Below are 22,489 nucleotides of genomic sequence, written 5' to 3'. Positions count from 1 at the left end.
GCCGCTAGCGCGGTTCCCGCAGTCTTTCGATGGCCGCCCGCGCCTCGGTGCGATCCACCACCTCCCACTCGGCCAGCCATTCGATGGCACGGCGCTTCATGATCGCATCATGGAATTCGTACCACGCGGTTTGCCGCGCGGGGAATTCATAGAGGGCGTCCTTGAAGTGCCGGAACGGGCTGCTGTGCTCGACGGCGCGCTGCAGCCGGGTACGGCATTTGGGGTCCCTCTCACCCGCAATGAAATCCTCCATGTCCCGGTACACCTCGTGGGATTCAACGGGCTCGATGCGAAGGCCGCCCCGCTCGTCAACATCCCAGCCCTCCGCGTCGGCCTCGTCGGCCGCCTCTTCGCCCCACAGTTCGATCCGGCCGGTGGCGGGGTCAAGCCAAAAGAACGTCTCGCCATCCATGTACTGGTTTTCCAGTGCCATCACCAGCGTGTCCAGGTCAATGGCGTCCAAAGGGAGCATGGCAATGCCTCCGCTCGCGTGAAACAGTGCTCACCTTCAATTTTTCCGCGGGATGGCCCATCAGGCAATAGCCCGTGCCGAACCCGGGCAAACGCAAACATGGGCCGGGGCAGCAGCCCCGGCCCACGCCGTCGAACCTTTTGGCGTTAGTGCGCCGAATGCCCCTTGCCCGGGGTGTAGGCCCGGGCCAGCTGGGCCAGCGCCAGCGCCGCCACCAGCAGGCCGAAGTCACGCAGGGCGACGTCGTAGAAGCCGGAATACGTGAGCAGGTTGACGATGATCCCGGCCAGCCACAGGGCCACCACGTAGGCGGCGTAGCGCGGCTTGAGGGCGACCATGACGCCGGCGGCGATCTCCACGACGCCGATGATCAGCATCATGGTGTGGGCGCTGAAGGGGGAGACGTCGACCAGCCACGGGGCCAGGTAGCCCTCCCAGTTGGTCAGGATGTTGGCGAACTTGTCCAGGCCCATGATGAGCGGGATCGCGATGAAGCCGATCCAGAGCATGAGGAACGCCCCGTACGCTGGCTCGGCCTTGGCGCGCTGCAACGCATGTGACACCCCTCCGGTTGAACGGGCGGGGATTGAACTGGCGGCCATGGTTTTCTCCTTCTAAAAACTAAACTTGTGTTTTTAGACTCCACCTTAACGGCCGGCTTGTCAATATGGGCCCCGGCGCGGCCGGATTCCGGACCCCGGCCGCGCCGGGCCTGGCGGGCCGGGGCACGTGCCGGCGCCGGACCGGACCGCGCGGCCGGGGCACGCGCCGTCGGGCCTGGACCTACCGGGCCGCCAGGGCCCCGGTGACCGCGGCCAGGGTGCCGGTGTCGACGTCCTGCGACGGGCCGTTCAGGTACCGCTCCAGCGAGTCGTCCATGGCGTTGAGCCAGCGCGTGTGGTGCCTGGCGGCCAGGGTGCCGGTGACAACGGAGCGGTGCACGGTGTCCCGGTAGCCCAGGATGTCCGACTCCTTGTCCCGCATCCACGTCTTCAACAGCGCGGAGACGGCGTCCAGGTCAAACGGCGGGTAGTCCGTGGCGTCGATGAGCTCACGCACGTAGTCCGACTGGAAATCGGCCTCCGCGTCATGACCGGGCAGGGCGGCCTGGCGATCCAGCCACGCCTGGATGTCGGCCGCGCGCTCTTCCGGCGACGGCAGCTCGATCACGCCGGTCATCACGTCCCGGGCAAACCAGGCCTGGGCGTCAAACATGTTGAACGTGTAGTACTGGTCCTGTGCGCCCAGGTAGAACAGGTTCGTGTTTTGTTGCCACACCACGCCCTTGAAGAGGTTGGCCGGGTACAGCACGTTCTTGGACTTCAGGGAGAGCTCCCCGGGCAGGAACGGGTACTTGTGCTGGTAGCCGGTGCACAGTACGACGGCGTCAAAGTCGCCCCGCGTGCCGTCACTGAAGTGGGCGCAGGTCCCGTCAAAGTGCGTGACGAGCGGACGCTCGACCGTGTTCTCCGGCCAGTCAAAGCCCATGGGGGCGCTGCGGTAGCTGAAGGTGACGGACCGGGCACCCATCTTGTGGGCCTGCATGCCGATGTCCTCGGCGGAGTAGCTGCTGCCGATCAACAACACCCTCTTGCCGGCGAAGCGCTCCGCGCCGCGGAAGTCATGGGCGTGCAGGACCTCGCCGGGGAAGCCGGCGATCCCGTCAAAGGCGGGGGCTGCGGGGACGGAGAAGTGGCCGGTGGCGACCACCAACTTATCGAAAACGTGGGTTTGGGTGGTGCCGGTGGGCAGGTCCTCCACGGTCAGGGTGAATTCCTGGGTGCCCTCGTCGTAGCTGACGAAGCGGGCCGCGGTGTTGAACGTGACGTACTTGCGCACGTCGGACTTTTCCACGCGACCCTTGATGTAGTCGAAGAGGACCGCGCGAGGCGGGAAGGAGGAGATGGGGCGGCCAAAGTGCTCGTCAAAGGAGTAGTCGGAAAATTCCAGGCATTCCTTGGGCCCGTTGGACCACAGGTGGCGGTACATGCTCGAATGGACGGGTTCGCCGTGGGCATCCAGTCCGGTGCGCCAGCTGCTGTTCCACTGTCCGCCCCAGTCGTCCTGCTTCTCAAAGCACATGATTTCCGGAATTTCCGCACCTTTTTGGCGGGCCGATTCGAACGCCCGCAGTTGTGCCATGCCGCTGGGGCCTGCACCAATGATTCCGACTCGCAATTTCATGCTGTGCTCCTCATTCACTGGATCTTCACCGGTCCGTTGTGACGCTGACGAGTCCACGCTCCGGATAGGCCGGTGGCCGAAGGCGGCGCACCGTGGCGGAGCAACAAGCGCAGGGTGCGCGGCGGCAGATCTTTCTGCGGCGGTGGTGCGGGCGGCATGGGCCGCCCGGGGCCCGGGCATCAATCCCACGACGGGAGACAGGGCCCTGTTCGGGACGTTGGCGTGGCGCGAACATCCCGGACTCGAAAGCAGGGCGCCGTAGATCCGAAGGCGGCGCCCCTGCTACCCATTGCAACATTTTAGGTATCTTAAGTCAAAGTCAATCGACCCTTAAGGTGAGCTAACTCATTGCGCGGACCTTCCCGCCACGGAGGCCGGGGATCTGCGCCTCAAGACGTGAATCGGGGGTGCCTTGTCGCGAAACCGGGGCCACCGCGCAAAATACCGCGGGGACATACCGGTCTCGCGCGTTGGTCCCGGTTTCGCGGAGCGGGCTACAGCTCGGTGACCTGCCCCCGGCTGACCTCCCAGCGGGTGTCGAGGCGGACATTTTCCAGCAGGCGGCGGTCGTGGGAGACCAGCAGCAGCGTGCCTTCGTAGCTGTCCAGCGCCTCCTCCAGCTGCTCGATCGCCGGCAGGTCCAGATGGTTCGTTGGCTCGTCGAGCACCAGCACATTGACGCCGCGGGCCTGCAGCAGCGCCAGCGAGGCGCGTGTGCGCTCACCCGGGGACAGGCTGCCCACGGCGCTGGTGACCTGGTCGGCCTTGAGCCCGAACTTGGCCAGGAGTGTGCGGACCTCGCCCTGGTTCAGTTCCGGCACCAGGGCCTCAAACGCCGCCCCCAGCGGAACGTTCTCCGGGAACTGGCTGCGCGCCTGGTCAATCTCGCCGACGGCGACGCTGGCACCCAGGGAGGCGACGCCGTCGTCCGGGGCTGTGCGGCCCAGCAGCAGCCGCAGCAGCGTGGACTTGCCGGCGCCGTTGGGACCGGTGATGCCGATGCGCTCCCCGGCGTTGACCTGCACCGAGACCGGTCCGAGCGTGAAGCCGCCCTGGGTGAGCGTGGCGGCGTTCAGCGTGGCGACCACGGAGCTGGACCGCGGCGCGGCGCCGATGCGCAGGTGCAGTGTCCACTCCTTGCGCGGCTCCTCCACCTCGTCCAACCGGGCGATCCGCGACTCCATCTGGCGCACCTTTTGGGCCTGCTTTTCGGAGGATTCCATGCTGGCCCGGCGGCGGATCTTGTCATTGTCCGGGCTCTTTTTCATGGCGTTCCGCACGCCTTGCGAGCTCCATTCGCGCTGGACGCGGGCACGCGAGACCAGGTCGGCCTTCCTGCCCGCGAATTCGTCGTACGCCTCGCGGGCATGCCGCCTAGCCACGGCGCGCTCCTCCAGGAACGCGTCGTAGCCGCCGTCGTACACGGCCACCTTGTTCTGGGCCAGGTCAAGTTCCACGACGGAGGTGATGCAGCGGGCCAGGAATTCGCGATCGTGCGAGACCAGCACCACCCCGCCGCGCAGGCCGGTCACGAACTCCTCCAGCCTGGCCAGCCCGGCGAGGTCAAGGTCATTGGTGGGTTCATCCAGGAGGACGACGTCGAAGCGGCTCAGCAGGAGCGCGGCCAACGCTACCCGGGCGGCCTGCCCGCCGGAGAGGCCCGTCATGAGGGTGTTCTCCCCAACCTCGAGCCCGAGACCGGCCAGGGTTTCCGGGAGTCTTTCGTCCAGATCGGCGGCGCCGCACGCGAGCCAGCGGTCCAGGGCGTCGGCGTACCGGTCGTCGTCGGCCGCATTGCCCGAACCCAGGGCCGCCGCACAGGATTCCATCGCCACGGTGGCGGCCGTGCACCCGGTCCGCCGGCCGATGTACGCGGCGACCGTTTCGCCCTCGATGCGTTCGTGCTCCTGCGGGAGCCAGCCGATGAAGGCGTCCCGCGGCGCGGTGCTCACGGTGCCGGCCTGGGGCGTGTCGGCCCCGGCGAGCAGCTTGAGCAGGGTGGATTTGCCGGCCCCGTTGGCGCCCACCACGCCCACCACGTCCCCGGGGGAGACGGTGAGGTTGAGGTTGGCGAACAAGGTGCGGTGGGCGTGGCCTCCGGAGAGGTCCTTGGCCACGAGCGTAGCGGTCATGAGTCCATTTTAGGAGGCGAACGCGCCCGGGCCGACCGGGCCGGCGTCGCCCATGTTGCCCCGCATGACGTGAGCCTTGAACCGCCCCGCTCCCGGACGCCACACTTGAGAGCAGAATCAAGAGTCCCAACCTCAAGGCCCTGGCCGGTTGGGCGGCAACCCTCATCACCATAGTGGGGTGCCCCAGGTGACGATTCGACGCCCGTCCGGCGCTGGACCGGGGGCGTAAGTATGGCGCGGCGCACGGCGCGCGCCCTCACCGTGAAGGAACACGATGTCTGAATCAACCCTTGCAGCGACCCCGGCCGACCTTGCCGCGGACCGCTCCGCCCGGCTCGCCGAGGCCGGCGCCTTCTGGACGCAGCGGATCACCCAGGATGCACAGAACGCCAGGCTGACCTATAAGGCGGCCGGCGTGGCCGTCGGATCCGTCGCCACCCGGATCAGTGCCGGCAAGCACCAGTTCACGGTGGATGAGCCCGCCGGTCTGGCCGGCGACGACGCGGCCGCCAGTCCCGTCGAATATGCCCTGGGCGCGCTCATCGCCTGCCAGGTGGTGGTGTACCGGCTGTACGCCGACCAGCTGGGCATCGTCGTCGACGACCTCACGATCGAGGCCGAAGGGGACCTGGACGTCCGCGGGCTCTTTGGCATCGACCCCTCGGTGCGTCCTGGATTCCAGGACGTCCGCCTGAGCGTGAAGATCTCCGGCCCGGAGTCCCAGGAACGCTACGAGGAACTGCGCCGCACGGTCGAATCCCGCTGCCCCGTGCTGGACCTGTTTGCCAACCTGACCCCGGTCAGCGCGGTCCTCACCAAGGTCTAGCCGGCCCGCTTGAGCGCGGCCGCCCCGCTTGGACGCTGCCTTCCCGCTCCTGCGCTGTTGCCCGACAGCGCTTGAGCGGGACGGCAGCGTTTTTGCCGTGGAGGTTGCTTACGCCTCGGCCGAACTCCCCAGCGACAGCCAGTTTTCCCGGCAGGCCAGTGCCGCGCCTTCGGCGTCGCCCAGACCGGCCAGCCGGATGATCTCGGCGTGTACCGTGACCGAATGCCGGGCCGAATGCGAGCCGAACCGCTGCCGTTCCACGCGCCGCAGCAACGGCAGGGCCTGTTCCAGGACGTCCGGGATCATGTCGTTGCCGCAGGCGTCGATGAAGACCGCGTGAAAGTCGTCGTCCGCGGCCAGGGCGCGCTCGACGTTGTCGTGCTCGAGGGCCGTCGCGAACCGGCCGTTGGCCGCCGTCATGGCCGCCAGGTGATCGCCCGTGGCGGCCGGGACGGCGAGCCGGGCCGCGAGTTCATGCATGGCGGCGACAACCTGCTGGGCGCCGATGGTGGAGGCCGGGTCGAGCGGCGCGACGATGGTGGCCCGGCCGGGCTTGGCGATGATCAACCCCGCCCGCTCGAGCCGGAGCAGCGCCTCCCGGATGGGGGTCCGGCTCACGCCCAGCCAGGCCTCGAGTTCGGGGTCCTTGAGCCGTTCGCCGGGACCAAATGTGCCGTCGATGATGGCGTCACGAATGGATTCATACACTTCGTCGCGCAGCAGCGAGCGCTTGTGGATCCCGTGCGGCGTGGGTGTGGGCATGGGACTTATGGTATCCCGCCGGATAGGCCGATTTTGGCATGCTTGACACGGAGCGCACCGGACATGCAATATATTGGATAACGATTGACGGTGTGACTTGCACCACCTGAGCAGAATGAGGCAGGCACGTGGCCATCACAGATTTTGAGCGTTATCCGCYGACGTTTGGGCCCAGCCCGATCCATGACCTGCCCCGCCTGAGCGAACACCTCGGCGGCGCAAAGATCTGGGCCAAGCGCGAGGACGTGAACAGCGGGCTCGCCTTTGGCGGCAACAAGACCCGCAAGCTGGAGTACATCATCCCGGACGCCATCGCGCAGGGCGCGGACACGCTGGTCTCCGTCGGCGGCTACCAGTCCAACCACACCCGCCAGGTCGCGGCCGTTGCCGCGAAGATCGGCATGAAGGCTCGCCTGGTACAGGAAAATTGGGTCGACTGGCCGGACCCGCTGTCCGACCGCGTGGGCAACATCCAGCTCTCCCGCATCATGGGCGCGGACGTCCGCCTGGACAAGGCCGGCTTTGACATCGGCATCCGCAGCAGCTGGGAGCAGGCCATCCAAGAGGTCAAGGACGCCGGCGGCAAGCCCTACCCCATCCCGGCCGGCGCCTCGGAGCACCGCCTCGGCGGCCTTGGCTTCGCCAACTGGGCCTACGAGGTTCAGGCCCAGGAGGCGGAGCTGGGCGTCTTCTTCGACACGATCGTGGTCTGCACCGTCACCGGTTCCACGCACGCCGGCATGATCGCCGGATTTGCCGGGCAGGACCGCCCGCGCCGGGTGCTCGGCATCGACGCCTCGGCAACCATTGAGAAGACCCGCGCCCAGGTGGGCCGGATCGCCCGCCACACCGCGGACTTGATCGGCCTGGACCGGCAGCTGCGCGACGAGGAAATCACCGTTCTGGAGGGCTGGGCGGGGGACTACTACGGCATCCCGGTCGAGTCCACCATGGAAGCCATCCGTCTCTCCGGCTCCCTGGAGGGGATGATCATCGACCCCGTCTACGAAGGCAAGTCCATGGCCGGGCTGATCGATCTGGTCCGGACCCGCGATATCCCGGAAACCAGCAACGTCCTGTACGCGCACCTGGGCGGGCAGCTCGCCCTGAATGCCTATAGCGGCCTCTTCCGGTAGCGGGGCCGGCCAGCCGCACGTGCCGCCGGGCGCTAAAACGTCGCCAGGAGTTCGCGGGCGGTTGCCTCGTCGGTGACCAGCTCGTTGACGAAGCCGCCGCGGATCGCGGCGGCCAGCGGGGCCACCTTGGCGGGGCCGGCGGTGACCATCATGCGGCGCGGAATGGCCAGCAGGCCCGCCAGGGTGATTCCGATCAGCCGGTCCGTCACCACGGAGGGGACCTCGACGCCGTCGTGGTCAAAGAAGTGCCCGCACAGATGCGCCGCCGCGCCGGAGTCCGCCAGGGCGGCCAGCGCGCCGGGGGAAACCGGGCTGTAGGTGCCGGTCCCGTCAAAGCGCTGCATGGAGCCCAGGCCCAGCAGCGCCATGTCGCTTTGCGGCCCGAGGGCCAGCCCGTGCGCGACCTCCGGCGATTCCAGGGCCTTGAGCCGGGCGGCAGGATCCCGGTACAGGAAGTTGGCCGGCAGCGGGATGAAGTTCCCGCCCAGCTGCTGGCAGATGTGTTCGCCCACGTGGATCCGTTCGTCCCCGGAGCGGTCCAGCCGGGACGGGCAGGCCAGCAGGTCGATGACGGTCAGCCCGGGACGAACGCCCGGGCTCAGCGCCTTCGCCACCGAGGACAGCGTCCGGCTGGCCGCCACGCCCAGCTGCCGCACGCCGTCGAGGTGGGACTCCAGATAACGGGCCGCCACATAGCCGAGCCGGTTGTTCTTCTCGTACAGGGACCGGGGCCGGTCCATGGAAATGACGCAGGCATCCAGCCCGAAGGCGGCCTTGAGCGTGTCCTCCAGCGCCGGCATCCGGTCAACGGGCGGGCCGATGCGGATCTGCACCACGCCGCGGCGCTTGGCCTCGGCCAGCAGCCGGGAGACCGTGGCCCGGGACAGGTTTTCCGAGGCCGCAATCTCCATCTGGTTGGCCCCGCCCATGTAGTACAGGTGGGCGACCTTTTGCACCAGCTGGTCGTGGCGCACGGCATGGTCCGATGCCATGGCTGGCCACCCCTTCCCCATTCTCATTCCGGTCTGCTTCGATTCTAGGAGATGGGGCTCGAATTACCCCGGCCGCACCCTTCCGGCGTCCGAATTTTTCCGTTAGGGTAAGGAATTGTGAATTGACATCCAGCGCTCCCGCCCCTGCCCACCGATCGCGCCGCCCCGTCCTGGCCGCCCCGATCGCGTCCCGACGCTGCCAATCCACCCCTTAAACGAGAAGGCCCTTGTGCGCTCATTTCCCTATCCCGACGCCGGCAGCCCCAATCTCACCTCGCCCGCACGCTACCTGTTGTGGCTGGCGGCGGGGCAGCGCGCCACCCTGGCCCTGGGCATCGCCTACGGCTGCGTCTGGACCGTTTCGCAGGCATTGATCCCGTTCGCCCTGGGGCGGGCAGTGGACAGGGGGATCGTGGCCCGCAACTTCGGCGAGCTGACGTGGTGGGTGCTCATATTGGTGGGCCTGACGCTCGTCCAGGCCATCACGTCCACGCTGCGCCACCGGGCGTCGGTGAGCAACTGGATGCAGGCGGCCTACCGGTCCGCCCAACTGATCGGCCACAAGGTGACCCGCAGCGGCGACGCCCTGCCGCAAAAATTCTCCACCGGCGAGGTGGTCTCCACCGCTGCCTCCGACGCCATGCGCATCGGGGAGATCTTCGACGTCTCCGCCCGGCTGGCGGGCTCCGTGGTCGGCTACCTGGTGGTGACCGGGCTCGTATTCGCCACCTCCTGGCAGTTGGGGGTGGTGGTCCTGGTGGGCGTGCCGGCGTGCGGGGCCATGCTGATGCTGGTGATCCGGCCGCTGCAGGCCCGGCAGAAGGAGCAGCGTGAGGCCGCCGGACGGATGACGGCGCTGGGGGCGGACACGGTCGCCGGGCTGCGGGTGCTGCGCGGGATCGGCGGCGAGCACATCTTCGTGGAGCGCTACCGGGAACGTTCCCGGGCCACGCAGCTGGCCGGCAACAAGGTGGCCTATTCCCTGGCCGACCTCGACGCCACCCAGGTGCTGGTGGTCGGCGCCTTCAGCGTCGCCTTCACCTGGATCGGCGCCATGCAGGCCCTCTCCGGGCAGCTGGAAACCGGTCAGCTGGTGGCGTTGTACGGCTACGCGGTCTTCCTGGTCTCGCCCATCCGCACCGCCTCCGACGCCGTGTCCCGGTTCATCCGCGCCCACGTCGGCGCCCGCCGCATCATCGACGTGCTCGCCACCCCGTCCGCGGTGGACGACGCCGGACCCCGGGTCCCTGCCCCGGCGCGGGCCAGCGCCATGGTCGACTCGGGCTCCGGCGTCGTCGTCCGGCCCGGCGGCCTGACGGCCCTGGTGTCCTCAAACCCCGACGTCTCGGCGGGGGTGGCCCGCCGGCTGGGACGATTTGAGGACGCCGTGCTGCGTGAGGCCGAGGTGCTCTGGGGCGGGGCCGTGCTGCGCCAGGTGCCCCTGCCGGCGGTGCGCGGGCGCATCGTGGTCTCGGACACGGAGCCGCAGCTGTTCACCGGCACATTGCGGGAGGAACTTGACCCCGCGGGCCGGCACAGCGACGCCGAGATCCTGGCCGCCATCGACGTCGCCAACGCCGGCGATGTCTTTGACGGGCTGGAATACGGGCTCGATGATGAGGTCACCGAGAAGGGCCGCGGCTTTTCCGGCGGGCAACGCCAGCGCCTGGCCCTGGCCCGCGCGGTGCTGACGGAGGCCGAAGTGCTGGTGTTGATCGAGCCGACCAGCGCCGTCGACGCGCACACGGAATCACGGATCGCCGCCGCGCTGCGGGCGGCCCGGGGCGCCGCCGCCCAGACCACGGTGGTGGTGACGACCAGCCCGCTGATGCTCGGCGCCATGGATACCGTGCTGTTCCTGGACGGCGGCCGGCTGCACGCGGCCGGCACACACCACGAGCTGCTGGCCGGCGTGCCGGCCTACCGCAGCGTGGTGATCCGCGGCGACGGCATGGACGGGCGCCGCGGCGCCGCCGGCCCGGATGCCGGCCCGGACCTCGGCGCCGCCACCGGGCGGGGCGCGGACTCCGACACCATTTTGACGCAAGGGGGAGGGAACTGATGGCCGGCACCCAACTTCCGGTGGCCGATTCCGCGGCGGTCAAGGCGGAAGGGCTGCGCCTGATGCGCGCGCACCGAAAACCGCTGGCCGGGGTCGTTGGCCTGTATGTGGGGGCCGCGGTGGCGGGCCTGGCCGGGCCGTTCCTGCTGGGCCGGCTGGTCGATGCCGTCACACGCGGCACCACGGCCGAATTCGTCGCGGGGGTGGCCATGGCGCTGGGCGGGTTTGTCCTGGTGCAGACCATGTTGGCCCGCTGGGCGCGCCGCACCGGCATGGTGCTGGGCGAAAAGGTCTTTGCCCAGCTGCGCGAGGAATTCATGGAGCAGGTGACCAGCCTGCCGCTGTCCACGGTGGAAAAGGCCGGCACCGGCGACCTGGTCTCACGCACCACCAACGACGTCGACGCCGTCTCCTATACGGTGCGCTTTGGCGTGCCCCAGGTGCTGGTCTCGGTGGCCACCATTGCGCTGACCCTGGCCGCCGCCGTGTTYACCAGCCCGCTGCTGGCGCTGGCCCTGGTGGTGGGGGTCCCGCTGCTGGTGCCGGTCACCCGCTGGTACCTCAAGCGTGCCGCGGCCGGATACATGCGCGAACGCGAGACCTACGCGGTGCTCAACGGCGCGATCACCGAGACCATCGAGGGCGCCCGCACGGTGGACGCGCTCAGCCTGGGCCCGCACCGCCGCGCCCGCATGGATTCGGCCCTGCGGGACTGCGAAGCGGCGGAAAGGTACACGCTGGGCCTGCGCACCGTGTTGTTCCCGGCCGCGGATGTGTCCTTCTGGCTCCCGGTGGCGGCGGTGCTGCTGTGGGGCGGCTGGCTCGCGGCCAACGGCACGGTCAGCGCCGGCATGGTGGCCACGGTGGCCCTGTACGCCATGCAGCTCATCGACCCTGTGGACACGCTGATCATGTGGATCGACGAGATCCAGGTGGGCGCGTCCTCGCTGGCCCGGATCGTGGGCATCCGCGACGTTCCCGCCGACCGCACCGCCACCGCGGCCGTGCCGGCCAACGACGAAATACTGGTCGAGAACGTCCGGTACGCCTATCGGGCCGGACGGGACGTGCTGCACGGCATCGACCTGCGGCTGGTGCCGGGGGAGCGGCTGGCCGTGGTGGGCCCGTCCGGCGCCGGCAAGTCCACGCTGGGCCGCCTGGTGGCCGGCATCCACCCGCCCACCGGCGGCACCGTCACCGTGGGCGGCGTGCCGCTCGTGGACCGGCCGCTGGATGACCTGCGCGGCGAGGTTGCCCTGGTCACGCAGGAGCACCACGTGTTTGTGGGCACCCTGGCCGACAACGTGCGCCTGGGCCGGGCCGACGCGACCGACGAAGAGATCGAGCAGGCGCTGGCCGACGTCGGAGCCCTGGGGTGGGTGCGCGCGCTCCCCAACGGCCTGGCCACGGAGGTGGGGTCGGGCTCGCACACGCTCACCCCCGCCCAGGCGCAGGAGATGGCGCTGGCCCGGCTGGTGCTGGCCGATCCGCACACGCTGATCCTGGATGAGGCGACCTCCCTCATCGACCCGCAGGCCGCCCGCGACCTGGAGTTTTCCCTCAGCGCCGTCCTGGCCGGGCGCACCGTGGTGGCGATTGCGCACCGGCTGCACACCGCCCACGACGCCGACCGGGTGGCCGTGGTGGAACAGGGGCGGATCACCGAGCTCGGCTCACACGACGAATTGCTCGCACAGGGCGGCGCCTACGCAAGGCTGTGGCACTCCTGGCGCCAGGACGCCTGACCGCAGCTCCATGGGGAGCAGCGGGGGCCTGTTTCCTGTCGGGGAATGGGCGTAACGTTCAAAGTGGGGGAGGCCAGGGCGTCCGGCCCGGGCCGGTTCTGTTGAAGCGCAGAGGAGTTCATCATGCCTGACAAACAGCCACACCACCACGATCACAAGAAAATTGCCAAGGGTGCCGCCATCAAGGCCCGACGGGCGGAAAAGAAGGCCAAGGGCTCGGCGGAAGAAGCGGCCGACCCCGTGGCGCACATCAAGAAGCAGTAGCCGGCATTCCTTCAGGCAAATGCATGGAATAGCCGTCGCCCGGGCCGGGTTGTGCCGAATATGAAACGAATTGGATTCTTATCCTTCGGCCACTACGGAACCGGGCGCGGCTCACGCACGGAATCGGCCGCCGACTCCCTGCTGCAGGCGATCGACCTTGCCGTGGCCGCCGAGGAGCTGGGGATCGACGGCGCGTTCTTCCGCGTGCACCACTTTGCCCGCCAGCAAGCGTCGCCGTTCCCGCTCCTGGCCGCGATCGCCGCCCGCACCACCCGCATTGAAATCGGCACCGGCGTGATCGACATGCGCTACGAAAACCCGTTGTACATGGCCGAGCAGGCGGCGGCGACGGACCTGATCAGCGGCGGGCGGCTGCAGCTGGGCGTCAGCCGCGGCTCACCAGAGCCGGCCTTGAACGGGGCCGCCGACTTTGGCTACCATCCCCAGGACGGTGAAACCGTCGCGGACATGGCCCGCCGGCACACGGCCGTGTTTCGCCGCGCCATTGCCGGCATCGGCGTCGCCCAGCCCGGCGAGCACGTCCATATGGGCGCCGGGACCGGCCTGCTACCCATCGAGCCGCACTCGCCCGGCCTGGCCGAGCGGATCTGGTGGGGCGCCGGCACCCGCCACACCGCGGTCTGGGCGGCCCGGCAGGGCATGAACCTGATGAGTTCGACGCTGCTCACCGAGGATACCGGTGTGCCGTTCGATGAACTCCAGGCCGAGCAGATCCGGCTCTTCCGCGAGGAATGGGCCGCGCAGGGCCATGCGTTCACGCCGCGCGTCTCGGTCAGCCGCAGCGTCATCCCGATCGTGGACGACACGGACCGGATGTACTTTGGGCTGCGCTCGCAGGCGGAGGGCCGCGACCAGGTGGGCATGATCGACGGCTCCCTCTCCCGTTTCGGCAAGAGCTACCTGGGCGATCCCGGCGAGCTCGCCGAGGAGCTGGCCGCCGACGCCGCCGTGCAGGCGGCGGATACCATCATGCTCACGGTACCCAACCAGCTCGGCGTCGACTACAACACCAAGATGCTCGCGAACATCGCCAAATACATCGCCCCGGCGATCGGCTGGCAGCCGGCCACGACGGCGCCGGCGGCCTAAGAGCCTGCCCGGGTGCCGCCGTCGTCCGAGCACAACGGCGGCGCCGGGGTATTCGCCTGTTCAGGCGCGGCGGCGGGTCAGTTCTCGCCGCGGAGCCGGTCCATGTCGCGGCGGTCCTTCTTGGTGGGGCGGCCGGTGCCGCGGTCGCGCTGCGGCAGGCCCAGCGCCGGCAGGGCGGGGCGGGCGGGCGTGTGGTCGGTGAAGCAGTGCGAGGCGGCCTCGGCGCCGACGCGCTTGTTGATTAGGCGCCGGACTTCCAGGACGCGGTCGTAACCGGGCTGGCGGACCCGGATGGTGTCCCCGGGGACCACGGTGTGGGCGGCCTTGGCGTTGATGTCGTTGAGCTTGACATGCCCCGCGCGGCAGGCCGCCGTGGCGGCTGAGCGCGTCTTGTACGCGCGAATGGACCACAGCCACGCATCGATGCGCACCGAGGCCGGGGCGTTCTTGACAATGCTCATGATGGTTCCGAGTCTAGCTGTCCGTTTGGGCGGTCGAAACGGACATCCGCGCCCTGAAATATCCGGTGCGGATGTCCGTCTCCACCGCGGGCTCAGTCCTGGTGGCTGAACGCGGCGTCGAAGGACCGGGCGGAGGGGTCGAAGTTGAACTTCTTCAGGGCCGCCAACGCCTCCGGGGCGCCCTGGAGGCGGTCCATGCCGGCGTCCTCCCACTCGACGGAGATGGGTCCGGCGTAGCCGATGGCGGTCAGGGCGCGGAAGGCCGACTCCCAGGGCACGTCGCCGCGCCCGGCGGAGACGAAGTCCCAGCCCCGGCGCGGGTCGCCCCAGGGCAGGTGGGAGCCCATCACCGTGTTGCGCCCGGTCAGGCGCAGCTTCGTGTCCTTGCAGTCCACGTGGTAGATGCGGTCCTTGAAGTCCCAGATGAAGGAGACCGGGTCGATGCCCTGCCACATGAAGTGCGACGGATCCCAATTGAGCCCAAACGCGGGGCGGTGGCCGATGGCCTCGAGCGTGCGCACGGTGGTCCAGTAGTCGTAGGCGATTTCGGAGGGGTGGACCTCGTGGGCGAACCGGACCCCACATTCGTCGAAGACATCCAGGATGGGGTTCCAGCGGTCGGCGAAGTCCTGGTAGCCTGCGTCGATCACGGATGCGGGGACCGGCGGGAACATGGCCACATACTGCCAGATGGCGGAGCCGGTGAATCCCACCACGGTCTTCACGCCCAGCGCCTGGGCCAGCTTGGCCGTGTGCTTCATCTCCTGCGCCGCACGACGGCGGACCCCTTCCGGATCGCCGTCGCCCCACACCGCGGAGCCCACGATCGCCTGGTGACGGAAGTCGATCGGGGCATCGCACACGGCCTGGCCGGTGAGGTGGTTGGAGATGGCCCAGACCTTTAGGTTGTAGCGCTCCAGCACGGCGAGCTTGCCGGCGACGTAGGCGGAGTCATCCCAGCGCCCCGGGTCCAGGTGGTCGCCCGAGCAGGCGATTTCCAGGCCGTCGTAGCCCCAGTCGGAGGCGAGCCGGGCCACCTCCTCAAACGGCAGATCGGCCCACTGGCCGGTGAACAAGGTGTACGGGCGCGGCATGATTAACTCCTTGAAGAAGACGCTGAAGAAGACGCTGAAGAAGACGCTGGTCGGGCCTCGGGTGCGGCCGGCCCCACCACCGGCACGGTGGCGCCGCCGGCGGCGGCGGAGGCCTCGATGGCGGCCAGCACGCGTTGGACGCCCAACCCCTCCTCGAACGACGGCGACGGGTCCGTGCCGTGGTCGATGGCCTGGAGGAAGTCGCGGATTTGGTGGGTGAAGCTATGCTCCCAGCCAATCACATGCCCCTGCGGCCACCAGCCCTGCAGGTACGGATGTTCGGGCTCGGTGACCAGGATCCGACGGAAGCCCTGGACGCGAATGTCATCGCTTCCGTCGAAGAAGTGCAGCTCGTTCGGGTTTTCCAGGTTGAAGGTGAGTGACCCGGCCGTGCCATAAAGTTCCAGGCGGAGCGCGTTCTTTTGCCCCAGCGCCACCCGCGAGACGTCCACGCCGGCCACCGCGCCGCCGGCCAGGGACAGCGTGGCCCAGGCGGCGTCGTCGACCGTCACCGCTTCCGGACCGTGCGGGCCGGGGCGTTCGGTGACGAAGGTGTGCAGCCGCCCCGAGACCTCGGTCACCGCGTCCTGGAGCAGGTACTGGACCTGGTCGACGGCGTGGGAGGCGATGTCCCCCAACGCCCCCGAGCCCGCGGTTTCCTTGCGCAGCCGCCAGGTCATTGGGGCGTCGTCGTCGGCCAGCCAGTCCTGCAGGTACGACGCGCGGACCTGGCGCACGGTGCCCAGCTTTCCGCCGGCGATGAGCTCGCGGGCCAGGGCCAGGGCCGGGACGCGGCGGTAGTTGAAGCCCACCATGGACCGGACGCCGGCCGCCCGGGCCGCCTGCGCTGCTTGCACCATGGCCACGGATTCGGCCATCGAGTTGGCCAGCGGCTTTTCCACCAGGACATGCTTGCCGGCGGCAAGGGCCGCCGTGGCGATCTCGGCGTGCAGGAAGCCCGGGGCGCAGATGTCCACGATGTCGATGTCCGCCCGCGCGATGACCTCCCGCCAGTCCGTGGCCGACTCCCCCCAGCCGTACCGGGCGGCCGCCGCCGCGACGGCGTCGGCCGACCGGCCCACGAGGACCTTTTGCTCAAAGGCGGGGACGTCGAAGTGATTGGCCACGCTCCGCCAGGCGTTGGAGTGCGCCCGGCCCATGAAGGCATAGCCAATGGCGGCCACGCCCAGCGGGCGCGGTGCCAGGTGGTCTCGGGGGGAGGTCATGTGGGCGGATCCTAAAGGGTTGCTTCGGTGGGGTCCCACTCCGCGGGCAGCGGTTCAGCGGCCGCGGCGGTGCTTTGCAGCCGCACGAATTCGCCCGTTTCAAAGGACTCGGCGATGGAGACCATGGCGTCCAGCACATGGTAGGCCATGGCGCCCTGGGCGCGGTGCGGGCGGCCGGCACGGATGGCGCGGGCCATTTCCAGCACGCCGGAACCGCGCGTGCTGGTGGCCCCGGCGGCGGGAATGATTTCCGCGTCGTCGGAGCCCATCCGGGTGAGGACAATGTCCCCGTCAAAGGTGTTGGGGTCGGGGAAGGCGATGGTGGCCTCCGTGCCCGTGACCTCCACAAACCCGGCCCGCTTGAGCGGGGACTGAAAGCTGAAGATGCTCTGCGAGGATTCGCCGCCGGCAAATTGGGCGATGGCGCTCACATGCGTGGGCACCGTGACCGCAAACTCCTGGCCGGCCCGGGGACCGGAGCCGATGACCCGGGTTTCCCGCGACTTGGAGCTGAGGGCCGCCACCTTGGTGATGGCGCCAAAGGTCTGGATGAGTGCGGTGAGGTAATACGGGCCGATGTCGAACAGCGGTCCGGCACCCTCCTGGAAGAGGAACGCCGGGTTCGGATGCCACGACTCGGGCCCGGGGGACTGCATGAGCGTCAGCGCGGTCAGCGGCGTGCCGATGGCCCCGTCCGCGATCAACCGCAGGGCCGTTTGCAGGCCCGCGCCCAGGAACGTGTCCGGGGCGCAGCCCAGCCGCACGCCGGCGGCGTCGGCGAGCTTGAGCAGGCCCAACCCGCTTTCCCGGTCCGTGGAGAACGGCTTTTCACTCCACACGTGCTTGCCGGCGTTGACGGCCAGGGTGGCCACCTCCACGTGGGCAGCCGGGATGGTCAGGTTGACCACGATCTCAACGTCGGGGTGGGAGAGTGCGTCGTCCACGCCGCCCGAGGCGCCGATGCCGAACTCGGCGGCCCGTTCGGCGGCAACCTGCTCAAACATGTCCGCCACAATGTGGACCTTGACGTCGGGGAAGCTGGTCAGGTTTTTCAGGTATTCCTTGCTGATGACCCCGGCGCCGATGATGGCAACGCCCACGGGGCCGCCCTGCGGGCTCATTTGGCGCCCGCCTTAAGGAAGGTGAGGCTGTCGGCGACGGCGTCGAAGATGTCCCCGGTGAAGTCGTCGAGCTCGACGACGCCGACCTCCAGGGCGGAGGCGGCGGCAATGACGTCCCAGACGGGCACCGCCCCGGAGCCCACGGCAACCTGGTCGGCATCCACCTTGGTCAGCGGGCCGTCCTTGATATGGATGAAGCGGACGCGGTCGCCCAGGCGCCGCAACAGTGCCGCCGGGTCCTCGCCGCCGACGGCCGCCCAGTAGGTGTCCACCTCCAGCACCACCTCCGGATTGAGGTTCTCGGCCAGGATCTCCAGGGCGGAGCGGCCGTTGATCCGGCTCTCCAGCTCAAATTCGTGGTTGTGGTACCCCACGCGAACCCCGTATCCGGCGCCCGTGACGGCCGCGGCGTTCAACGCCGCCGCCGTCGCCCGGATGTCCGCCTCGGTGTTCCAGCGGGCCCGGTCGACGTGCGGGTCGATGACGGTTTCAATGCCCAGCTTGTTGGCGGCCTTGAAAATCTCGTCCTGGTCCGCGCGCAACAGCGGGGCGTGGCCGGACGGGGCGGAGAGTCCGTTGGCGCCCAGCGCCGCGGCCAGCTCATCCGCCGTCGCGACAAAGTTGTACGGCTCGACGTTGGTGTAGCCGATGGAGGCGACCCGGGCGATGGTGCCGGCCAGATCCTCTTCCAGCGGTTTCCGCACGGTGTAGAGCTGTAGTGAGTACGTCATTGAGATCTCCTGCCAGGACACGGTGGATGCGTTCCACTTCAACCTAGGGGAACTTATGACGATCGTCAAGCAAAAGTTGTCGGTAAAACTGCACGCGGCAAAATTGTGACAGCTAGAAGTCGGTTGTGCTATCTATTAGGGATGCCAAAGCCCCCAGCCCAGACGCCATCGCGCGCATCCGCCGGCAGCGCGAACGGGGCCGGCTCGTTCGGACATTCCCGGGCCGGCGACGTTTTCCAGCTGCTGCGCAACGGCCAGGCGCGCACGCGCGCCGAGCTGGCGGACATCACAGGGCTGGCGCGCTCCACCGTGGCGGCCCGGATCGATTCCCTGACCGCCCTGGGCCTCATCGGCCCGGCCGGGGAGGCCGTCTCCTCCGGCGGCAGGCCGCCGTCGCGCTTTGCCTTCCAGCCCGCCTCCCGCGTCATCCTGGCCGTGGATGTGGGCGCCACCCACGCCCTGATCGGCGTGACCGACCTCAACGGCCGGGTGCTGTGCGAATTGCGCGAGTCCATCGACATCGCCGCCGGACCCAATGCGGTCCTCGATGACGTGCTCAACCATGCCGAGCAATTGCTCCAGCAGTGCGGCCGGCACGAACGGGAACTGGCCGGCATCGGCATCGGCCTGCCCGGCCCCGTGGAGCACTCCACCGGGAAGCCGGCCAGCCCGCCCATCATGCCCGGTTGGGACGGCTTCGACGTCCCGGCCTACGTCCAGCAGAGATTTTCCACCGAGGTTTTGGTGGACAACGACGTCAACATCATGGCCCTGGGTGAGCGGGCCACCTACTGGCCGGACGCGGAAAACCTGCTCTTCATCAAGGTGGCCACCGGCATTGGCGCCGGCATCATCAGCGGCGGGCTGCTGCAGCGCGGCGCGGACGGCACGGCCGGGGACATTGGGCATATCCGCGTCCCGCGCGGCGGCGAGGTGCTGTGCCGGTGCGGGAACTATGGCTGCCTGGAGGCCATGGCGTCGGGCCCGGCCGTGGCGGCGGCCCTGGCGGCCGGCGGCGTGCCGGCCCGCACGGGCGAGGACGTCCTGGAGCTTGCCCGCCGGGGAAATCTGGCCGCCATCGCGGCCATGCGCCAGGCCGGCCGGGACGTGGGCGACGTGCTGGCCGCCTGCGTGAACCTGCTGAACCCGTCGGTCATCGTGATCGGCGGCGGGCTGTCCTCGGCGGGGGAGTACCTGCTGGCCGGGGTGCGCGAAATCGTGTACCAGCGCTCGCTGCCGCTGGCGACGTCGCGCCTGCGCATCGTCCAGTCCATGGCCACTGACCACGCCGGCGTCCTGGGCGCGGGACGCATGGTGATTGACCATGTCCTGGCTCCGGCCAGCGTGGAGCGCCTGGTCGCCTCCCACCTGCAGGTGTGAACGGGATGGGTGCCCTTCCCGGCGGCAAGGTGACCATCACCGACCTGGCGCAGCGCCTGGGGATTTCCAAGGCGTCGGTGTCCTATGCCCTCAACGGCCAGGCCGGCGTCAGCGAAACCACCCGGGCGCGCGTGCTGGCCATGGCCGCCGAGCTGGGCTGGTACCCCAGCTCCAGCGCGCGGGCCTTGTCGCACTCGCGCAGTGAGGCCGTGGGCATCGTGCTCTCCCGCGACCCGGCACAAATTGGCTCCGAACCCTTCTACATGCACGTTCTGGCCGGCATTGAGACGGTCCTGGGTGCCCATGAGATGAGCCTGATGCTGCGCCTGGTGGAGCCGCGGCGTGAGCCCGGCGACGGCGCCCGCGACCTCGCCGTCTACGAGCGGTGGGCCGGCGAGCGGCGGGTCGACGGGGTCATCTTGTTTGACCATTTTCGTGCGGATCCGCGCCCGCCGCTGCTGGAGCGGCTCGGGCTGCCCTATGTTCGCCTGGGGGCCGGCGACGACGTTGCCCCCACCGCCCGCGGTGCCAGCGTCACGGTGGCGCAGGCCGTGGACGCCGCGACCCTGGTGGAGGCCCTGCACGCACGCGGCCACCGGCACATCGCCCACATTTGCGGGCCCGTCGCCCTGCTTCACGAGGAAGCCAGGGTGGCCGGCGTCGCCGCGCACGCCCAACGCCTGGGCATGAGCGTTGTGGTCAGTGCGGCCGACTACTCCGCCGACGACGGCGGCACGGCCACGATCGCCGTGATGGCCGGTCTCGTGCCCGGAACGCAGGGATTCCCCACCGCGATCATCTACGGCAACGACCTCATGGCCGTCGGCGGGCTGCGGGCCCTGGGGATGCTGCGGCTGGCCGTTCCCGGCCAGGTTTCGGTGGTGAGCTGGGATGACTCGATCCTGTGCCGGCTCAGCTCCCCGCCGGTGGCCGCGCTCGGCCGCAATCCGCTGGAGCTCGGCAGCCGTTCCGCCCAACTGCTGCTGGAGCTCATGGCGGGGCATGAGCCGCGCAACGCCGCCTCCGCACCGGGGGTGCTCCAACTGCGCGACAGCCTGGGCAACAACGCCTACGGGCCTGCGGCCGGAGACTGAGCCGCCCTGAGCCATCGGGGAGGGCCCTCCCAGTTTTGTAACAAAGAGGTAACGGCCGCCATTTGATGAACCGGTTCAGTGAGGCTCACTCCGTGAGCAGCGGCACCATAATTGGCTACATTCAGGCGCATTTCCGGCCCTCACACGGGCTGGGCGCCTCAGCTGCGTCCGGGCGCCGTCCGGTTCCACGGTCACGAATCAATAAGTTTTGAAGTAATTGCAAACTTTTGATTGACGATCGGCATAAGTTCATCTAGGTTTAGTTTCACGTCGAGCGTCGGGCTTGTCCCCGAGGCTCCTGGATCTCGGTTTTCGGATATTCCCCACAAAGACAAGGAAGTCACGAACGTGAAAATACGTACTTTTGCCGCAGCGGCGGCGATCGCGGCGATGACCCTGGCGGCCACGGGCTGCGGGGGCGCCAACAGCGGGTCGGATGCCACGAGCGGCGGCGGAAAGACGCTCACCTACTGGGCCAGCAACCAGGGCACCAGCTTGGACAATGACAAGGAAGTCCTCACCCCGCAGTTGAAGAAATTCCAGGAGCAGACCGGCATCAAGGTCAACCTTGAGGTCATCGGCTGGAACGACCTGCAGACCCGCATCCAAACCGCCGTCACGTCCGGGCAGGCCCCCGACGTCCTGAACATCGGCAACACGTGGGCGGCCTCGCTGCAGTCAACGGGGGCATTCCTGCCCTTCGACGCGGCCGCGTTCGACGCGATCGGCGGCAAGGACAAGTTCGTCAAGACCGCCCTGGACACCGGCGGGGTCCCCGGCCAGGACCCCACCTCCGTTCCCCTGTACGGTTTGGCCTACGGGCTGTACTACAACAAGGCCATGTTCAAGGATGCCGGCCTGACCCCTCCCACCAACTGGGATGAGATGGTGGCCGACGCCAAGAAGTTGACCACCGGCGGCAAGCACGGATTCGCCCTGGCCGCCGGCAGCTACACGGAGAACGCCCACTTCGCGTTCATCAACGCCGCCCAGAATGGGGCCGACCTCTTTGACTCCAGCGGCAAGGCGACCTTCACCTCCGACGGCGTGGTGGACGGCATCCACCGCTACCTCGATTTGATGCAGACGGACAAGGTTGTCGACGTGGCCAACGCCCAATACGACAACGGCACCAAGGCCGTCAACGACTTCGCCACCGGCAAGGTCGCCATGATCCTCAACCAAAACAACGCGGACAGCAGCATCGTCGCCAACGGCATGAAGAATGACCAATACGGCGTGGTGGCCTTCCCCGCACCCGAGGGCGCCAAGGAGGTCGCCAGCCACGTCGCCGGCATCAACCTCTCCATCTTCAAGAACACGAAGAACAAGGACGCGGCCCTGCAGTTCGTGAAGTTCATGACCAGCCCCGAAACACAGACCGCCCTGGACAAGCCCTTCGCGGCCCTGCCGGTCCTCAACGGCGCCACCCCGAACTTCACCGACAACGCCGAGGAGGCCAAGACGTTCGGCGACATCTACGCCACCAAGTCCAAGCCGCTGCCGCTGGTGCCGGCCGAGGACCAGTTTGAGAGCACCGTGGGCAAGGCGATGAACCAGATGTTCGCCACCATCGCCTCCGGCGGCACCGTCAGCAAGGCCGACATCAAGGCCGCACTGACCACCGCCGAGCAGCAAGTGGAAGCGGCCGGGTAGTCGCCTCGCCGACCCAAAGAACGAACCGGCGGGGGGGGGGC

The 22,489-nt window shown here is 68.7% G+C and carries 20 protein-coding genes and 1 riboswitch; of the genes, 9 read left to right on the top strand and 11 right to left on the bottom strand.

Annotated features, from left to right (window positions below; genetic code table 11):
- Positions 1-4: 4 nt before the first annotated feature.
- The 4 genes from AB4Y80_RS10510 to AB4Y80_RS10495 form a co-directional block, all read right to left on the bottom strand.
- Positions 5-472, bottom strand: coding sequence for a UPF0158 family protein (locus AB4Y80_RS10510; protein ID WP_442214063.1), 468 nt, complete (start codon positions 470-472; stop codon positions 5-7).
- A 146-nt stretch (positions 473-618) separates the two neighbouring features.
- Positions 619-1,074: a hypothetical protein gene (locus tag AB4Y80_RS10505; protein WP_442214062.1), complete on the bottom strand. Its 456-nt coding sequence runs from the start codon at positions 1,072-1,074 to the stop codon at positions 619-621.
- Positions 1,075-1,255: 181 nt separating this feature from the next.
- Positions 1,256-2,656: an FAD-dependent oxidoreductase gene (locus AB4Y80_RS10500; protein WP_442214061.1), complete on the bottom strand. Its 1,401-nt coding sequence runs from the start codon at positions 2,654-2,656 to the stop codon at positions 1,256-1,258.
- Between the two features lie 494 nt (positions 2,657-3,150).
- Positions 3,151-4,788 carry an ABC-F family ATP-binding cassette domain-containing protein gene (locus AB4Y80_RS10495; RefSeq protein WP_442214060.1) on the bottom strand — a complete coding sequence of 546 codons (1,638 nt, stop codon included), beginning with the start codon at positions 4,786-4,788 and terminating at the stop codon, positions 3,151-3,153.
- Between the two features lie 115 nt (positions 4,789-4,903).
- Positions 4,904-5,026, top strand: a riboswitch (SAM riboswitch).
- A gap of 36 nt (positions 5,027-5,062) precedes the next feature.
- Between AB4Y80_RS10495 and AB4Y80_RS10490 the strand changes: the two genes are divergently transcribed.
- The gene (locus AB4Y80_RS10490; protein WP_442214059.1) at positions 5,063-5,614 is read left to right on the top strand and encodes an OsmC family protein; all 552 of its coding nucleotides are present in this window, start codon (positions 5,063-5,065) and stop codon (positions 5,612-5,614) included.
- 108 nt (positions 5,615-5,722) lie between these two features.
- Here AB4Y80_RS10490 and AB4Y80_RS10485 read toward each other — a convergent pair whose 3' ends face one another.
- Complete coding sequence (locus AB4Y80_RS10485; protein WP_442214058.1) at positions 5,723-6,376, bottom strand: GntR family transcriptional regulator; 654 nt, start codon at positions 6,374-6,376, stop codon at positions 5,723-5,725.
- A gap of 128 nt (positions 6,377-6,504) precedes the next feature.
- Here AB4Y80_RS10485 and AB4Y80_RS10480 point away from each other — a divergent pair, with 128 nt between their 5' ends.
- On the top strand, positions 6,505-7,512 hold the full coding sequence (locus AB4Y80_RS10480) for a 1-aminocyclopropane-1-carboxylate deaminase (protein ID WP_442214056.1): 1,008 nt from the start codon (positions 6,505-6,507) through the stop codon (positions 7,510-7,512).
- Positions 7,513-7,544: 32 nt separating this feature from the next.
- Here the strand turns inward: AB4Y80_RS10480 and AB4Y80_RS10475 are convergent, their stop codons facing one another.
- The gene (locus AB4Y80_RS10475; protein ID WP_442214055.1) at positions 7,545-8,504 is read right to left on the bottom strand and encodes a sugar-binding transcriptional regulator; all 960 of its coding nucleotides are present in this window, start codon (positions 8,502-8,504) and stop codon (positions 7,545-7,547) included.
- A 229-nt stretch (positions 8,505-8,733) separates the two neighbouring features.
- On the opposite strand from AB4Y80_RS10475, the gene AB4Y80_RS10470 reads away from it, so the two are divergent.
- The 4 genes from AB4Y80_RS10470 to AB4Y80_RS10455 all read left to right on the top strand — a co-directional run bounded on the left by AB4Y80_RS10470 (position 8,734) and on the right by AB4Y80_RS10455 (position 13,685).
- Positions 8,734-10,566, top strand: a complete 1,833-nt coding sequence (locus tag AB4Y80_RS10470) for an ABC transporter ATP-binding protein (RefSeq protein WP_442214054.1) — start codon at positions 8,734-8,736, stop codon at positions 10,564-10,566.
- A complete protein-coding gene (locus AB4Y80_RS10465; RefSeq protein WP_442214052.1) occupies positions 10,566-12,311 on the top strand; it encodes an ABC transporter ATP-binding protein in 1,746 nt (581 codons plus the stop codon). The genes AB4Y80_RS10470 and AB4Y80_RS10465 overlap by 1 nt, the downstream gene beginning before the upstream one ends.
- Positions 12,312-12,434: 123 nt before the next feature.
- On the top strand, positions 12,435-12,575 hold the full coding sequence (locus tag AB4Y80_RS10460; RefSeq protein WP_442214051.1) for a hypothetical protein: 141 nt from the start codon (positions 12,435-12,437) through the stop codon (positions 12,573-12,575).
- Between the two features lie 60 nt (positions 12,576-12,635).
- Entirely contained in the window at positions 12,636-13,685 is a 1,050-nt protein-coding gene (locus AB4Y80_RS10455; RefSeq protein WP_442214050.1) for an LLM class flavin-dependent oxidoreductase, read from the top strand.
- Positions 13,686-13,762: 77 nt separating this feature from the next.
- Here AB4Y80_RS10455 and AB4Y80_RS10450 read toward each other — a convergent pair whose 3' ends face one another.
- The 5 genes from AB4Y80_RS10450 to AB4Y80_RS10430 all read right to left on the bottom strand — a co-directional run bounded on the left by AB4Y80_RS10450 (position 13,763) and on the right by AB4Y80_RS10430 (position 18,318).
- Positions 13,763-14,146 carry an RNA-binding S4 domain-containing protein gene (locus AB4Y80_RS10450; protein WP_442214049.1) on the bottom strand — a complete coding sequence of 128 codons (384 nt, stop codon included), beginning with the start codon at positions 14,144-14,146 and terminating at the stop codon, positions 13,763-13,765.
- A gap of 92 nt (positions 14,147-14,238) precedes the next feature.
- A complete protein-coding gene (locus tag AB4Y80_RS10445; RefSeq protein WP_442214048.1) occupies positions 14,239-15,240 on the bottom strand; it encodes a sugar phosphate isomerase/epimerase family protein in 1,002 nt (333 codons plus the stop codon).
- A 2-nt stretch (positions 15,241-15,242) separates the two neighbouring features.
- Positions 15,243-16,466, bottom strand: a complete 1,224-nt coding sequence (locus AB4Y80_RS10440; protein WP_442214046.1) for a Gfo/Idh/MocA family protein — start codon at positions 16,464-16,466, stop codon at positions 15,243-15,245.
- Positions 16,467-16,477: 11 nt separating this feature from the next.
- The gene (locus AB4Y80_RS10435) at positions 16,478-17,587 is read right to left on the bottom strand and encodes a Gfo/Idh/MocA family protein (RefSeq protein ID WP_442214045.1); all 1,110 of its coding nucleotides are present in this window, start codon (positions 17,585-17,587) and stop codon (positions 16,478-16,480) included.
- Positions 17,584-18,318 carry a sugar phosphate isomerase/epimerase family protein gene (locus AB4Y80_RS10430; RefSeq protein ID WP_442214043.1) on the bottom strand — a complete coding sequence of 245 codons (735 nt, stop codon included), beginning with the start codon at positions 18,316-18,318 and terminating at the stop codon, positions 17,584-17,586. The genes AB4Y80_RS10435 and AB4Y80_RS10430 overlap by 4 nt, the downstream gene beginning before the upstream one ends.
- A 141-nt stretch (positions 18,319-18,459) precedes the next feature.
- Between AB4Y80_RS10430 and AB4Y80_RS10425 the strand changes: the two genes are divergently transcribed.
- From AB4Y80_RS10425 to AB4Y80_RS10415, 3 genes are all read left to right on the top strand, one after another.
- Positions 18,460-19,698 carry an ROK family protein gene (locus AB4Y80_RS10425; RefSeq protein ID WP_442214042.1) on the top strand — a complete coding sequence of 413 codons (1,239 nt, stop codon included), beginning with the start codon at positions 18,460-18,462 and terminating at the stop codon, positions 19,696-19,698.
- A 5-nt stretch (positions 19,699-19,703) separates the two neighbouring features.
- Complete coding sequence (locus tag AB4Y80_RS10420; protein WP_442214041.1) at positions 19,704-20,792, top strand: LacI family DNA-binding transcriptional regulator; 1,089 nt, start codon at positions 19,704-19,706, stop codon at positions 20,790-20,792.
- A 348-nt stretch (positions 20,793-21,140) separates the two neighbouring features.
- Positions 21,141-22,448, top strand: coding sequence for an ABC transporter substrate-binding protein (locus AB4Y80_RS10415; protein ID WP_442214040.1), 1,308 nt, complete (start codon positions 21,141-21,143; stop codon positions 22,446-22,448).
- Positions 22,449-22,489 lie beyond the last annotated feature (41 nt).

This window comes from Specibacter sp. RAF43 (genome assembly GCF_052114065.1).
Taxonomy (GTDB): Bacteria; Actinomycetota; Actinomycetes; order Actinomycetales; family Micrococcaceae; genus Specibacter.
Note: the sequence above shows the minus strand (reverse complement) of the source record. Positions and strands in the feature narration are given on the sequence as shown.

Bases quoted from the DNA above. Each gene is read 5' to 3' on its own strand.
- AB4Y80_RS10460 (WP_442214051.1), top strand. From the start codon at position 12,435: ATGCCTGACAAACAGCCACACCACCACGATCACAAGAAAATTGCCAAG.
- AB4Y80_RS10420 (WP_442214041.1), top strand. From the start codon at position 19,704: ATGGGTGCCCTTCCCGGCGGCAAGGTGACCATCACCGACCTGGCGCAG.
- AB4Y80_RS10495 (WP_442214060.1), bottom strand. From the start codon at position 4,788: ATGACCGCTACGCTCGTGGCCAAGGACCTCTCCGGAGGCCACGCCCAC.
- AB4Y80_RS10510 (WP_442214063.1), bottom strand. From the start codon at position 472: ATGCTCCCTTTGGACGCCATTGACCTGGACACGCTGGTGATGGCACTG.
- AB4Y80_RS10430 (WP_442214043.1), bottom strand. From the start codon at position 18,318: ATGACGTACTCACTACAGCTCTACACCGTGCGGAAACCGCTGGAAGAG.
- AB4Y80_RS10445 (WP_442214048.1), bottom strand. From the start codon at position 15,240: ATGCCGCGCCCGTACACCTTGTTCACCGGCCAGTGGGCCGATCTGCCG.
- AB4Y80_RS10435 (WP_442214045.1), bottom strand. From the start codon at position 17,587: ATGAGCCCGCAGGGCGGCCCCGTGGGCGTTGCCATCATCGGCGCCGGG.
- AB4Y80_RS10505 (WP_442214062.1), bottom strand. From the start codon at position 1,074: ATGGCCGCCAGTTCAATCCCCGCCCGTTCAACCGGAGGGGTGTCACAT.
- AB4Y80_RS10490 (WP_442214059.1), top strand. From the start codon at position 5,063: ATGTCTGAATCAACCCTTGCAGCGACCCCGGCCGACCTTGCCGCGGAC.
- AB4Y80_RS10425 (WP_442214042.1), top strand. From the start codon at position 18,460: ATGCCAAAGCCCCCAGCCCAGACGCCATCGCGCGCATCCGCCGGCAGC.
- AB4Y80_RS10440 (WP_442214046.1), bottom strand. From the start codon at position 16,466: ATGACCTCCCCCCGAGACCACCTGGCACCGCGCCCGCTGGGCGTGGCC.
- AB4Y80_RS10455 (WP_442214050.1), top strand. From the start codon at position 12,636: ATGAAACGAATTGGATTCTTATCCTTCGGCCACTACGGAACCGGGCGC.
- AB4Y80_RS10475 (WP_442214055.1), bottom strand. From the start codon at position 8,504: ATGGCATCGGACCATGCCGTGCGCCACGACCAGCTGGTGCAAAAGGTC.
- AB4Y80_RS10500 (WP_442214061.1), bottom strand. From the start codon at position 2,656: ATGAAATTGCGAGTCGGAATCATTGGTGCAGGCCCCAGCGGCATGGCA.
- AB4Y80_RS10485 (WP_442214058.1), bottom strand. From the start codon at position 6,376: ATGCCCACACCCACGCCGCACGGGATCCACAAGCGCTCGCTGCTGCGC.
- AB4Y80_RS10450 (WP_442214049.1), bottom strand. From the start codon at position 14,146: ATGAGCATTGTCAAGAACGCCCCGGCCTCGGTGCGCATCGATGCGTGG.